Source organism: Lelliottia sp. 489 (assembly GCF_050435885.1).
Classification (GTDB): domain Bacteria; phylum Pseudomonadota; class Gammaproteobacteria; order Enterobacterales; family Enterobacteriaceae; genus Enterobacter; species Enterobacter nimipressuralis.
The window spans coordinates 1-12,916 of the sequence record NZ_JBNDLC010000010.1 but is presented as its reverse complement, the minus strand read 5'-3'; the positions used below and the strand labels follow the sequence as shown (position 1 = coordinate 12,916).

Below are 12,916 nucleotides of genomic sequence, written 5' to 3'. Positions count from 1 at the left end.
GACATTTATTTGTCATCTCCCTTTATAAAGCCACGTAAACCCCCTGCCGTCAATTGCTGCGAAAACGGTTCAGCAAACGAATAAATGTGGGCAATTTACGAAATTTAATTCGCTTCGCGTCAGATAAGAGATGCTTATGAGAATGTGACGAGGATCATGCGTTTTGGTGCCCTCTCCTGGCGGAAGAGGGCACTCAAAAAGAAATGTCAGTGCCAGCAGAAATGATGCACAACCTGGGTAATTAATTCGCGTGTCGGCTTAATAAAGCGGGTTTCCAGGTATTCATCCGGCTGGTGAGCCTGATTAATGGAACCCGGGCCAAGCACCAGTGTCGGGCACAGCGTCTGGATAAACGGCGCTTCGGTGCAGTAGTTCACCACATCGGTTTGCGCGCCGAGCAGTTTTTCGACCACCTGCACCAGCTGGTGGTCCGGCGGGCATTCGTAGCCAGGGATCGGCGGGTGCAGCTCGGAAATGGTCAGACGGCCCGGCCAGCGCTCGCTCACAGGGGCCAGTGCTTCCGTCAGCAGGCCATCCAGATCGCTTAAGGTCATGCCCGGCAGCGGGCGGATATCCATATGCAGTTCGCAGCAAGCGCAGATGCGGTTGGAGGCGTCACCACCGTGCAGACTGCCCAGGTTCAGCGTTGGGTACGGTACGGTAAACGAGTCGTGGTGATAGCGCTCTTTCAGGGAGTCGCGCAGCTGCATGATACGGCCAATCGCATCATGCATCAGTTCGATGGCGTTGACGCCACGAGCGGGATCGCTGGAGTGGCCGGACTGGCCCATCACGCGCACGGCGGTAGAGATATGGCCTTTGTGGGCGCGAATCGGTTGCAGTGAGGTCGGTTCACCGATAATGGCGCAATCCGGGCGCAGGGCGGTGTTCTCCGAAAAATAGCGCGCACCCGCCATGCTGGTCTCTTCATCGGCGGTGGCCAGAATATAGAGCGGCTTTTTCAGGGTTTTCACATCCACGTCACGCAGGGCATCAAGAATAAAGGCGAAGAAGCCTTTCATATCCGCCGTGCCCAGACCGTAGAGCTTGTTGTCGTGCTCGGTCAGGGTGAAGGGATCGCGCGTCCAGCGGCCATCATCAAAGGGAACGGTATCCGTATGTCCGGCCAGCAGCAGGCCGCCAGCACCCTCGCCGGTACTGGCGAGCAGGTTGAATTTATTGCGGGTTCCTGGAACGGGTTGAACTTCCACCTTAAACCCGAGTTCGCTAAACCAGCCAGCCAGTAAATTGATTAAAGACTCATTGCTCTGGTCGAGCGCTTCTTCGGTCGCACTGATGGACGGCGTGGCAATCAGGGCGCGGTAAATCTCGATAAAGGGTGGTAAATTCATTTTCATTGTTGACATACCTTAGGTCGTGATAGTATCAATATTCATGCACTAAATGTGAATAAAAATACACTAACGTTGATCGTAAAGGAACCCGATGTTGAATACGCTGATTGTGGGCGCTAGCGGTTATGCGGGCGCAGAGCTTGTGAGCTACGTGAATCGCCATCCTCATATGACCATAACCGCTTTGACCGTATCAGCGCAAAGCAATGATGCGGGAAAATTAATTTCTGATTTGCATCCGCAGCTTAAGGGAATCGTGGATTTGCCGTTGCAGCCGATGTCCGACATCAGCGAGTTTACCGACGGTGTGGATGTGGTGTTTTTGGCCACCGCCCACGAAGTTAGCCACGACCTGGCACCGCAGTTCCTGGCGGCCGGCTGTGTGGTTTTCGATCTCTCCGGCGCGTTCCGCGTTAAAGACAGTGCGTTTTATGAAAAATATTACGGCTTTACTCACCAGCATCCGGATCTGCTTAAAAAAGCGGTTTATGGTCTGGCGGAGTGGAGCGCGGATAAGCTGAAAGAAGCCAATTTGATTGCCGTTCCGGGATGCTATCCAACGGCGGCACAGCTTTCTCTTAAACCTTTGATCGACGCAGGTCTGCTGGATCTCAATCAGTGGCCTGTGATCAACGCCACCAGTGGCGTCAGCGGTGCCGGGCGTAAGGCGGCCATTTCCAACAGCTTCTGCGAAGTGAGCCTGCAGCCGTATGGCGTGTTCAACCACCGTCATCACCCGGAAATCACCACACACCTGGGCGCGGAAGTGATTTTCACCCCGCATCTGGGCAACTTCCCGCGCGGGATTCTGGAAACCATCACCTGCCGTCTGAAACCGGGCGTGACCAAAGATCAGGTAGCCGAAGCCTTTAATCAGGCTTATGCCGATAAACCGTTGGTGCGTCTGTATGACAAAGGTGTCCCGGCACTGAAAAACGTGGTCGGCCTGCCGTTCTGCGATATCGGTTTTGCCGTTCAGGGCGAGCACCTGATCGTGGTGGCTGCAGAAGATAACCTTCTCAAAGGCGCTGCCGCCCAGGCGGTGCAGTGCGCAAACATTCGTTTTGGCTACGCCGAAACGCAGTCTCTTATTTAAGGTGTGATGATGAATCCATTAATTATCAAACTCGGTGGTGTACTGCTGGACAGCGAAGAAGCGCTGGAGCGTCTGTTTACTGCACTGGTGAACTATCGTGAATCACACCAACGTCCGCTGGTGATTGTGCACGGCGGCGGCTGCGTGGTGGATGAGCTGATGAAAGGGCTGAATCTGCCGGTGAAGAAGAAAAACGGCCTGCGTGTGACGCCAGCCGATCAGATCGACATCATTACCGGCGCGCTGGCGGGAACCGCAAACAAAACGCTGCTGGCGTGGGCAAAGAAACACCATATCGCCTCCGTGGGTCTGTATCTGGGCGACGGTGATAGCGTAAATGTGACCCAGCTCGACGAAGAACTGGGCCATGTTGGACTGGCGCAGCCGGGTTCACCTAAGCTGATTAACACCCTGCTGGAAGGCGGTTTCCTGCCGGTTGTAAGCTCTATCGGAGTGACCGAAGAGGGACAACTGATGAACGTGAATGCCGACCAGGCGGCCACGGCGCTGGCGGCGACGCTGGGCGCGGATCTGATTCTGCTCTCCGATGTGAGCGGGATTCTGGATGGAAAAGGCCAGCGTATTGCCGAGATGACGGCGGCGAAGGCTGAGCAGTTGATCGACCAGGGCATTATTACCGACGGCATGATTGTGAAGGTGAATGCCGCGCTGGATGCCGCTCGCACTTTGGGTCGCCCGGTCGATATTGCCTCGTGGCGTCACGCGGAACAATTGCCCGCGCTGTTTAACGGCACGCCGATTGGTACACGTATTCTGGCCTAATATTTTGTGCCGGTAAGCGTAGCGTTACCGGGCAAAAAAAGAGTATTGATGATTGCAGGTCGGGTAAGCGCAGCGCGACCCGACAGAACTAACCGAATTTAAGGAAGCATGTTATGGCACTTTGGGGTGGGCGTTTTACACAGGCAGCGGATCAGCGTTTTAAACAGTTCAACGACTCTTTGCGCTTCGACTACCGCCTGGCCGAACAGGATATCGTCGGCTCTGTGGCCTGGTCTAAAGCGCTGGTTACCGTTGGCGTGCTGACGGCAGACGAACAAGTGCAACTCGAAGAGGCGCTGAACAATCTGCTGGAAGAGGTGCGCCTGAATCCGCAGCAGATCCTCGAGAGCGATGCTGAAGATATTCATAGCTGGGTGGAAGGCAAACTGATCGACAAAGTCGGCCAGTTGGGTAAAAAGCTGCACACCGGGCGTAGCCGTAACGATCAGGTCGCAACTGACCTGAAGCTGTGGTGTAAAGACACTGTTGTGGAGCTGCTGTCGGCGAATCGCCAGCTGCAGAGTGCGCTGGTGGAAACCGCGCATCACAATCAGGACGCGGTGATGCCGGGTTATACCCACCTGCAGCGCGCGCAGCCGGTGACGTTTGCTCACTGGTGTCTGGCCTATGTTGAAATGCTGGCGCGCGATGAGAGCCGTTTGCAGGATACCCTGAAGCGTCTGGACGTCAGCCCGCTGGGCAGCGGCGCGCTGGCCGGCACGGCGTATGAAATCGACCGTGAACAGCTGGCCGGCTGGCTGGGCTTTGCTTCTGCCACCCGTAACAGCCTGGACAGCGTTTCCGATCGCGACCATGTGCTGGAGCTGCTGTCGAATGCGTCCATTGGCATGGTGCATCTGTCGCGCTTTGCCGAAGATCTGATTTTCTTCAACTCCGGTGAAGCCGGGTTTGTTGAGCTGTCTGATCGCGTGACGTCCGGTTCTTCCCTGATGCCGCAGAAGAAAAACCCGGATGCGCTGGAGCTGATCCGGGGTAAATGTGGTCGCGTGCAGGGCGCGCTGACCGGCATGATGATGACGCTGAAAGGACTGCCACTGGCCTACAACAAAGACATGCAGGAAGATAAAGAGGGTCTGTTCGATGCTCTCGATACCTGGCTCGACTGCCTGCACATGGGCGCGCTGGTGCTGGACGGTATTCAGGTGAAACGTCCGCGTTGCCAGGAAGCGGCGCAGCAGGGCTACGCGAACTCTACGGAGCTGGCGGATTATCTGGTCGCGAAAGGCGTGCCGTTCCGTGAGGCGCACCATATTGTGGGCGAAGCGGTGGTTGAGGCGATTCGTCAGGGCAAGCCGCTGGAAGATCTTACGCTTGCCGATCTGCAGAAATTCAGTGCGGTGATTGGCGATGACGTCTATCCGATTCTGGCGCTGCAATCCTGCCTGGATAAGCGTGCGGCGAAAGGCGGTGTGTCGCCGAAGCAGGTGGCGCAGGCGATTGCGGATGCGAAAGATCGGCTGATTTAAGTCGGTACATTGCTGGGTGGCGCAGCGCTTACCCGGCCAATAAAAATCAGGCCTGGCGTTTGCCGGGCTTTTTTTATGCAAAAAAAAAGCGGACACAGGGTCCGCAAAAGTTCACGTTGGCTTTAGTTGTTCGAGTTTTGAGAGAAACTCGTATAACGCGGCGGTGCTTCAAGGGTCAAACAGTCACCGCCTCGTCTATGTGGTGTATTATTCAACAGAATGCTTGATAGGGATAATCGTTCGTTGCTATGCTATCTATCGCCATGAACTATCGTGGCGACGGAGGATGAATAATGAATATTCGTGATCTTGAATACCTGGTAGCGTTAGCTGAGCATCGTCATTTTCGCCGCGCGGCAGATTCCTGCCACGTCAGCCAGCCGACCCTGAGCGGTCAGATCCGCAAGCTGGAAGATGAGCTGGGCGTGATGCTGCTGGAACGTACCAGTCGTAAAGTGCTGTTCACCCAGGCCGGTTTGCTGCTGGTGGATCAGGCGCGCACCGTGCTGCGCGAGGTCAAAGTGCTCAAGGAAATGGCAAGCCAGCAGGGGGAAGCCATGTCCGGCCCGCTGCACATTGGCCTGATCCCTACCGTTGGCCCCTATTTGTTGCCGCAAATTATCCCGATGCTGCACCAGACCTTCCCGAAACTCGAAATGTATCTGCACGAAGCCCAGACCCATCAACTGCTGGCGCAGCTGGATAGCGGTAAGCTCGACTGTGCCATTCTGGCGCTGGTCAAAGAGAGCGAAGCCTTTATCGAAGTGCCGCTGTTTGATGAGCCGATGATGCTGGCGATCTATGAGGATCACCCTTGGGCGAACCGCGATCGCGTGCCGATGTCCGATCTGGCGGGTGAAAAGCTGCTGATGCTCGAAGATGGTCACTGTCTGCGCGATCAGGCGATGGGCTTTTGCTTTGAAGCGGGTGCGGATGAAGATACCCATTTCCGTGCAACCAGCCTGGAAACGCTGCGCAATATGGTGGCGGCGGGAAGTGGTATTACACTGCTGCCTGCGCTGGCCGTACCGCGCGAGCGCAAACGCGATGGTGTGGTTTATCTGCCGTGTATTAAACCTGAGCCGCGTCGTACCATTGGTCTGGTCTATCGTCCAGGATCACCGCTGCGCAGCCGCTATGAGCAGCTGGCAGAGGCCATCCGCAGTTCGATGGATGGCCACTTTGACGGTGCGTTAAAACAGGCGGTTTAAACCGTTCAGCGCTGCTACCCGATAGGCTTCTGCCATCGTCGGGTAGTTAAAGGTGGTGTTAACGAAGTACTCAATCGTGTTACCGCCACCTTTTTGCTCCATGATGGCCTGACCGATATGAATGATTTCCGCCGCGCGTTCACCGAAGCAGTGAATCCCGAGGATCTCTTTCGTCTCGCGATGGAACAAAATCTTCAGCGTTCCCACGCTCATTCCCACGATTTGCGCCCGAGCCAGATGCTTGAACTGCGCACGACCCACCTCGTAAGGCACCTTCATTGACGTCAGCTGCTGTTCGGTTTTGCCCACCGAGCTGATCTCCGGAATGGTGTAAATCCCGGTTGGAATATCTTCGATCAGATGCGCAGTCGCTTCGCCTTTCACCAGCGCCTGTGCAGCGATGCGGCCCTGGTCGTAAGCGGCGGAAGCCAGGCTCGGATAACCAATCACATCCCCCACCGCGTAGATATGCGGTAAGGCAGTCTGGTACATGCTGTTGACCTTCAGCTGACCACGGCTGTCCGTTTCAAGACCGATGTTTTCCAGCGCCAGCGAATCGGTGTTACCCGTACGCCCGTTGGCATACAGCAGGCAGTCGGCTTTGAGCTTTTTCCCGGATTTCAGGTGCATGATCACACCGTCATCGCAGCCTTCGATTTTCTCGTACTCTTCGTTGTGGCGAATAACCACGCCGCTGTTCCAGAAGTGGTAGGAGAGGGAGTCGGACATCTCCTGATCGAGAAACGCCAGCAGACGGTCGCGGGTGTTGATCAGGTCGACTTTGACGTCCATTCCACGGAAGATCGACGCATATTCGCAGCCAATCACCCCTGCGCCGTAGATGAGCACGTGGCGCGGTTCGTGGTGCAGGCTCAGAATCGAGTCGCTGTCGTAGACGCGCGGATGAGAGAAATCGACGTCAGTCGGATGGTACGGGCGTGAGCCGCAGGCGATGACAAATTTCTCGGCGGTAATCGTCTCGACGGAACCGTCATGACACTTCAGCGCCAGCGTGTGTTCGTCAACAAAGTGCGCGTCGCCCTGCAAAATTTCGCAGTGATTGCGCTCGTAAAACCCCTGGCGCATCCGCGTTTGCTGATTAATGACGTTATCAGCATGGTTGAGGATGTCGGCAAAGGAAGAACGAAGAAGTCGGGAATGGTCGCTGTAAAGAGGGTTCTGGTTAAATTCAATAATGCGGCTAACGGCGTGGCGGAGGGCTTTAGAAGGGATGGTGCCCCAGTGGGTGCAACCGCCGCCAACATTATGGTAGCGCTCGATGACCGCTACTCTGGCTCCCTGTTTCACCAGTCCCATAGCAGCGCCTTCGCCGCCGGGGCCGGAACCAATAACTATTGCGTCGTAATCGTAGGTGTGTGGCATGGCAAGGCTTACCTGTTCTTATACATAAAAGCAACAGAATAGTAACATCATTAGCAGGATAACCCAATTATCGTTGTGCTCTTTTCGAGCTGTGGAGCACAACCTCGCGTAAACAATCATTCACAAAGTGATGCAAACAGATTAATTTTATTCTCTGGTATAGTGCCTGAAGGCCTTTGGAAGGATTCAACTATTGTGATGGGCGTAAGAGCACAACAAAAAGAGAAAACCCGGCGTTCGCTGGTGGAAGCGGCATTTAGTCAACTGAGTGCTGAGCGAAGTTTTGCCAGTTTGAGCCTGCGCGAAGTCGCACGCGAGGCCGGGATTGCGCCAACGTCCTTTTATCGTCATTTTCGTGATGTGGATGAGCTGGGTCTGACCATGGTGGATGAGAGCGGCCTGATGCTGCGCCAGCTTATGCGCCAGGCGCGTCAGCGTATCGCCAAAGGCGGCAGCGTGATCCGCACGTCCGTTTCAACTTTTATGGAATTTATCGGCAACAATCCCAACGCGTTTCGACTGTTATTGCGCGAACGTTCGGGGACATCTGCCGCGTTTCGTGCCGCCGTTGCGCGTGAAATTCAGCATTTTATTGCGGAACTTGCCGACTATCTCGAAATCGAAAACCATATGCCACGCGCCTTCACGGAAGCGCAGGCCGAGGCGATGGTGACCATTGTTTTCAGTGCGGGTGCCGAAGCACTGGATGTTGGCGTTGAACAACGCAAGCAACTCGAAGAGCGACTGGTATTACAGCTGAGGATGATTTCCAAAGGGGCGTATTACTGGTACCGCCGGGAACAAGAAAAGTCGGCGCATCACATCGACGAAGGTGAGTAATGAAACAGTCAGGTCAGGATAAAGGTACGTTGTTGCTGGCATTGATCGCTGGCTTATCTATTAACGGAACATTTGCAGCCGTGTTCAGCTCGATTGTGCCGTTTTCGATCTTCCCGCTTATCGCCCTGGTGCTGACGGTTTACTGCCTGCATCAGCGCTATCAGAACCGTACCATGCCGGTAGGTTTACCGGGCCTGGCTGCCGCGTTCTTTATCCTGGGCGTTCTGCTGTATAGCACCGTGGTGCGCGCGGAATATCCGGATATCGGCTCTAACTTCCTGCCTGCGGTACTGTCTGTGGCGCTGGTGTTCTGGATTGGTATTAAGATGCGTAACCGTAAGCATCAAATCCATGAATAACGGGATGTTGTAGGGCAGACAGGCGTAGCGCCACCTGCCGAAAAAAAGCCGGATGGCGTTTCGCTTATCCGGCCTACGAGATTTTACTTCGCCGTTAACAGTACGCCGCACTCCATGTGGTGCGTGTACGGGAACTGATCGAACAACGCCAGACGTTCAACCTTGTGCGTCTGGCTTAACGTTTCCAGATTCTTACACAGCGTCTCTGGATTGCAGGAGATGTAAAGAATACGCGGATAGGCCTGCACCATCTTCTCGGTTTCGCTGTCCAGCCCGCTGCGCGGTGGATCGACGAAAATCGTCTCGCACTGGTAGCTCTTCAGATCGATTCCCTGCAAGCGGTTAAATTCACGCACGCCGTTCATCGCCTGCGTAAACTCTTCGGCTGCCATACGGATAATTTGCACGTTATCAATGTGGTTCGCCGCGATGTTGTACTGCGCTGCCGCGACGGAGGGTTTAGCAATTTCGGTGGCCAGAACGCGCTCGAAGTTGCGCGCCAGCGCGAGGGAGAAGTTGCCGTTCCCGCAGTATAGCTCGAGCAAATCACCCGTTGCCCCTTCGGTGGCGTTCAGCGCCCACTCCAGCATCTGCACGTTCATCGCCGCATTCGGCTGCGTGAAGCTGTTTTCGACCTGGCGATAGATCATCTCTTTCCCGGCCACCGGCAGACGTTCATCCACATAGTCCTGATCGAGCATAATTTTGGTTTTGGTGGCGCGGCCAATCAGATGCACATTGATATTCTGGGCACGCAGCGCATCGCGCAGCGCTTCCGCTTCCTGACGCCATTCATCATTCAGGGTTTTGTGATAGAGCAGTGAGACGATCGCCTGGTTGCTTTGCGTGGTCAGGTAATCAATCTGGAACAATTTGTGGCGCAGAATCGGGTTTTCACGTACGCCTTCAATCATCAGCGTCATTAATTGGTTAATTAATTCACTCGCGGCCGGGAAGCTGTTTACGCGGATGCGGGACTTGGTCTGCTGATCGAAAATGATGTGGTACAAATCGTCGCCGTCATGCCAGATACGGAATTCAGCGCGCATGCGATAATGACTGACCGGCGAGCGGAACACCTCGGGAACGGGCGCCGCAAAAGGCGTCATCATACTTTGCAGGCGGACCACTTTTTCTGCCAGCTGCGCGTCGTACTGTTCTGTCGGGAGGAGTTCGGGGGTCATGATGCATCCTGAGTGGTAAACAATTTCGCGGGGATTGTAAGCACTGTACAGGGGATGTCCAGATTTAATCATGCATAGCTGTCTGGACATCCATACGTTTCTAATTGTAGCATTCTGTTTCCGGTCTCCTGTAAGTGAAAAGGGAATCCAGTGTAAATCTGGAGCTGACGCGCAGCGGTAAAGACTGGCGGGATGAATGTTGTAGACACTGCTTTCGAGTGGGAAGTCTTCATCCACACACGCCACCAAGCCCGAAGACCTGCCGGTGTTACGTCGCATTTGGTTTCATCATCGCGTGCTATAGATGACGCCTGCGGCATCCTTCTTATATTGTGGATGCTTTAACAATGATTAAAAAAGTATCGCTGATGACGGCGCTTTCCGTCACGGCTTTTTCGGGCTGGGCGCAGGAAAGCGCTGACTCGTTGGTGGTGACAGCAAACCGTTTTGAGCAACCGGCAAATACCGTTCTGGCGCCGACGTCGGTGGTGACCCGTGAAGATATCGAACGCTGGCAGGCCAAGAGCGTCGTTGAAGTCATGCAGCGCCTGCCGGGTGTGGATATCGCCCAAAGCGGCGGCATGGGGGCAAACGCTTCTACTTTTATACGCGGTACGGAATCACGTCACGTTCTGGTGCTGATTGACGGCATCCCGCTGAACAACGCCGGGATCAGTAACGTCGCCGATCTTAGCCAAATCCCTACTTCTCTTATCCAACGTCTTGAGTACATTCGCGGTCCACGGTCCGCGCTGTATGGTTCCGATGCGATTGGCGGCGTAATCAACATTATCACCGGACGCGATCAGCCTGGCGGTGAGATCTCTGCGGGCGTGGGGTCGAAGGGCTATCAGTCTTACGACGGTTCATTCCAGCAGCGCTTCGATAAAACCAAAGTCACCCTTGCGGGCAACTATACCTATACCCGCGGTTTTGATATTGATGCGCAGGATGCACCGCATCAGCCAGATCGCGACGGTTTTATGAGTAAGTCTCTGTACGGCTCCGTGGAGCAGCAAATCACCGACAGCGTGAGCGGCTTCTTCCGTGGCTTTGGCTATGACAACCGTACCGCGTATGACGGTTATGATCACTATGATGCCAATTTCATGATCGACGGAAGACCAGATACACGCCAGCTCTACAGTCAAAACTGGGATACGGGCCTGCGTTATAACCAGGGGATTTTCCAGTCTCAACTGGTGGCGGGGTATGGCCGCAGTAAAGATCAGAATTATGATCCGAAAAAAGGACGTTACGCGGATTCGGCAACGACTGACGATGTGAAGCAGTACACCACTCAATGGCTGAATCATGTTCAAGTCGGCCACGGTAATATCGGTGCGGGTCTGGACTGGCAGAAACAAAAAACCCAGGCGGGAACGGGTTATCTGGATAAAGGTTACGAGCAACGTAATACCGGTGTGTTCTTGTCTGCTATGCAGCAGTTCAATAGCGTGACGCTTGAAGCGGCTGCGCGTAATGACAATAACTCTAACTTTGGTAATCACGGTACCTGGCAAACCAGTGCGGCGTGGGAGTTTATTGATGGTTACCGCGCTATTGCCTCTTACGGTACGGCGTATAAAGCCCCAACAATGAGCCAGATCCACAGCGCGACTTACGGGAATCCGGACCTTAAACCGGAAGAGAGTAAGCAGTGGGAAGGAGGCTTTGAAGGTCTGACGGGACCGGTAAACTGGCGTGTTACAGGTTATCGTAATGATATTGATAACCTGATCAGCAGCGATCCGCACACGTATCGTTACTACAACGTCGACGAAGCCCGTATTAAAGGTATCGAAGCCACAGCGCAGTTCGACACTGGCCTGGTGGGGCATCAGATTTCCTATGATTATGTGGATCCCCGTAACGCTAAAACTAACGAAGTGCTGGCCCGTCGTTCTAAACAGCAGGTTAAGTATCAGCTGGACTGGCAGGTATGGGATCTCGACTGGAATCTGGCCTACCGCTATCTGGGCACGCGTTATGATGTGGCATACGATCCCAATACCTATACGTCTGAACGTGTGAAAATGGGTGGCGTAAGTCTGTGGGATGTCGCAGTTTCATATCCTGTCACCTCACATCTGACAGTTCGTGGTAAAATAGCTAACCTGTTCGATAAAGATTACGAGACAGTTTATGGCTACCAAACTGCAGGACGGGAATACACCTTGTCTGGCAGCTACACCTTCTGATCCACGACCCACCGTGCTGGTGTTTGACTCCGGCGTCGGTGGGCTTTCGGTCTACGATGAGATTCGGCATCTTCTGCCGGATCTTCATTACATCTATGCTTTCGATAACGTCGCTTTTCCTTATGGGGAAAAGAGCGAAGACTTTATCGTTGAGCGTGTCCTGGAAATCGTCACTGCCGTCCAACAGCGTTATCCCTTAGCGCTGGCCGTGATTGCCTGTAATACCGCAAGCACCGTTTCCCTTCCTGCATTACGCGAAAAATTCCCGTTCCCCGTTGTGGGCGTGGTGCCGGCGATTAAGCCTGCGGCTCGTCTGACGGCGAACGGTATCGTCGGCCTGCTGGCGACGCGCGGGACGGTAAAGCGTCCTTATACGCGTGAGCTGATTGACCGCTTCGCTAACGAATGCTCGATTGCCATGCTCGGCTCAGCCGAACTGGTGGAGATGGCCGAAGCGAAGCTGCATGGTCATCCGGTGCCGCTGGAGGAGCTGCGTCGCATTTTGCGTCCATGGCTACGAATGGCTGAACCACCGGATACGGTTGTGCTGGGCTGCACGCATTTCCCGCTATTACAGGACGAGCTGCTTGAGGTCTTGCCGGAAGGCACACGTCTGGTCGACTCCGGTGCCGCGATTGCCCGACGCACCGCGTGGCTGCTTGAACATGAAGCGCCAGATGCCAAATCCAGTGACAAGAATATTGCTTTCTGTATGGCGCTCACCTCTGAGACTGAGCAACTTTTACCCGTCTTACGCCGATATGGCTTTGAAAGGCTCGAAAAACTGGCGCTGTAGCACGGTTTTGAACAAAAAAAAGGCGGTTGAAAGTTTTTTTTAAAAGAGGGGTTGTCAACGTCTGAGAACTCCCTATAATGCGCCTCCACTGACACGGAACAACGGCACGCAAGCCGCCGGGACAGAAGGGGTTCAGCGATGAACGCCGACAGCGAAAAGCGAAATTAAACGCTTGACTCTGAATGAGGAAAACGTATTATACGGGACCTCGCAACGGTGAG

Annotated in this window: 11 protein-coding genes and 1 riboswitch; of the genes, 8 read left to right on the top strand and 3 right to left on the bottom strand. The window is 54.5% G+C overall.

Annotation, left to right across the window (positions count from 1 at the left end):
- Nucleotides 1–206: 206 nt before the first annotated feature.
- Nucleotides 207–1,358, bottom strand: a complete 1,152-nt coding sequence (argE, locus tag ABIE11_RS20550) for an acetylornithine deacetylase (protein ID WP_100778398.1) — start codon at nucleotides 1,356–1,358, stop codon at nucleotides 207–209.
- A gap of 88 nt (nucleotides 1,359–1,446) precedes the next feature.
- Between argE and argC the strand changes: the two genes are divergently transcribed.
- The 4 genes from argC to oxyR all read left to right on the top strand — a co-directional run bounded on the left by argC (nucleotide 1,447) and on the right by oxyR (nucleotide 5,932).
- Nucleotides 1,447–2,451: an N-acetyl-gamma-glutamyl-phosphate reductase gene (argC, locus tag ABIE11_RS20545; protein WP_429185304.1), complete on the top strand. Its 1,005-nt coding sequence runs from the start codon at nucleotides 1,447–1,449 to the stop codon at nucleotides 2,449–2,451.
- Nucleotides 2,452–2,457: 6 nt separating this feature from the next.
- A complete protein-coding gene (argB, locus tag ABIE11_RS20540) occupies nucleotides 2,458–3,234 on the top strand; it encodes an acetylglutamate kinase (RefSeq protein ID WP_095283929.1) in 777 nt (258 codons plus the stop codon).
- A gap of 113 nt (nucleotides 3,235–3,347) precedes the next feature.
- Nucleotides 3,348–4,721, top strand: coding sequence for an argininosuccinate lyase (gene argH, locus ABIE11_RS20535; protein ID WP_100778400.1), 1,374 nt, complete (start codon nucleotides 3,348–3,350; stop codon nucleotides 4,719–4,721).
- A gap of 293 nt (nucleotides 4,722–5,014) precedes the next feature.
- Nucleotides 5,015–5,932, top strand: a complete 918-nt coding sequence (gene oxyR, locus ABIE11_RS20530; RefSeq protein ID WP_095283927.1) for a DNA-binding transcriptional regulator OxyR — start codon at nucleotides 5,015–5,017, stop codon at nucleotides 5,930–5,932.
- Here oxyR and sthA read toward each other — a convergent pair.
- Entirely contained in the window at nucleotides 5,915–7,315 is a 1,401-nt protein-coding gene (sthA, locus tag ABIE11_RS20525) for a Si-specific NAD(P)(+) transhydrogenase (RefSeq protein WP_100778401.1), read from the bottom strand. The genes oxyR and sthA overlap by 18 nt on opposite strands.
- 195 nt (nucleotides 7,316–7,510) lie before the next feature.
- Between sthA and fabR the strand changes: the two genes are divergently transcribed.
- Nucleotides 7,511–8,155 carry an HTH-type transcriptional repressor FabR gene (gene fabR, locus ABIE11_RS20520; RefSeq protein ID WP_123429959.1) on the top strand — a complete coding sequence of 215 codons (645 nt, stop codon included), beginning with the start codon at nucleotides 7,511–7,513 and terminating at the stop codon, nucleotides 8,153–8,155.
- Nucleotides 8,155–8,514 (top strand): YijD family membrane protein, encoded by a 360-nt coding sequence (locus tag ABIE11_RS20515; protein ID WP_100778403.1) that lies wholly within the window; start codon nucleotides 8,155–8,157, stop codon nucleotides 8,512–8,514. Before fabR ends, ABIE11_RS20515 begins: the two co-directional genes overlap by 1 nt.
- Nucleotides 8,515–8,597: 83 nt before the next feature.
- Here the strand turns inward: ABIE11_RS20515 and trmA are convergent, their stop codons facing one another.
- A complete protein-coding gene (trmA, locus tag ABIE11_RS20510; protein ID WP_429185303.1) occupies nucleotides 8,598–9,698 on the bottom strand; it encodes a tRNA (uridine(54)-C5)-methyltransferase TrmA in 1,101 nt (366 codons plus the stop codon).
- A 104-nt stretch (nucleotides 9,699–9,802) separates the two neighbouring features.
- Nucleotides 9,803–9,979: riboswitch (cobalamin riboswitch) on the top strand.
- Between the two features lie 66 nt (nucleotides 9,980–10,045).
- On the opposite strand from trmA, the gene btuB reads away from it, so the two are divergent.
- Together btuB and murI are read left to right on the top strand one after the other, a co-directional pair.
- Complete coding sequence (gene btuB, locus ABIE11_RS20505) at nucleotides 10,046–11,899, top strand: TonB-dependent vitamin B12 receptor BtuB (RefSeq protein WP_429185302.1); 1,854 nt, start codon at nucleotides 10,046–10,048, stop codon at nucleotides 11,897–11,899.
- On the top strand, nucleotides 11,844–12,695 hold the full coding sequence (gene murI / locus ABIE11_RS20500) for a glutamate racemase (RefSeq protein ID WP_429185301.1): 852 nt from the start codon (nucleotides 11,844–11,846) through the stop codon (nucleotides 12,693–12,695). Before btuB ends, murI begins: the two co-directional genes overlap by 56 nt.
- The last annotated feature ends 221 nt before the right edge of the window (nucleotides 12,696–12,916 follow it).

Bases quoted from the DNA above. Each gene is read 5' to 3' on its own strand.
- argE (WP_100778398.1), bottom strand. From the start codon at position 1,358: ATGAAAATGAATTTACCACCCTTTATCGAGATTTACCGCGCCCTGATT.
- argC (WP_429185304.1), top strand. From the start codon at position 1,447: ATGTTGAATACGCTGATTGTGGGCGCTAGCGGTTATGCGGGCGCAGAG.
- argB (WP_095283929.1), top strand. From the start codon at position 2,458: ATGATGAATCCATTAATTATCAAACTCGGTGGTGTACTGCTGGACAGC.
- argH (WP_100778400.1), top strand. From the start codon at position 3,348: ATGGCACTTTGGGGTGGGCGTTTTACACAGGCAGCGGATCAGCGTTTT.
- oxyR (WP_095283927.1), top strand. From the start codon at position 5,015: ATGAATATTCGTGATCTTGAATACCTGGTAGCGTTAGCTGAGCATCGT.
- sthA (WP_100778401.1), bottom strand. From the start codon at position 7,315: ATGCCACACACCTACGATTACGACGCAATAGTTATTGGTTCCGGCCCC.
- ABIE11_RS20515 (WP_100778403.1), top strand. From the start codon at position 8,155: ATGAAACAGTCAGGTCAGGATAAAGGTACGTTGTTGCTGGCATTGATC.
- trmA (WP_429185303.1), bottom strand. From the start codon at position 9,698: ATGACCCCCGAACTCCTCCCGACAGAACAGTACGACGCGCAGCTGGCA.
- btuB (WP_429185302.1), top strand. From the start codon at position 10,046: ATGATTAAAAAAGTATCGCTGATGACGGCGCTTTCCGTCACGGCTTTT.
- murI (WP_429185301.1), top strand. From the start codon at position 11,844: ATGGCTACCAAACTGCAGGACGGGAATACACCTTGTCTGGCAGCTACA.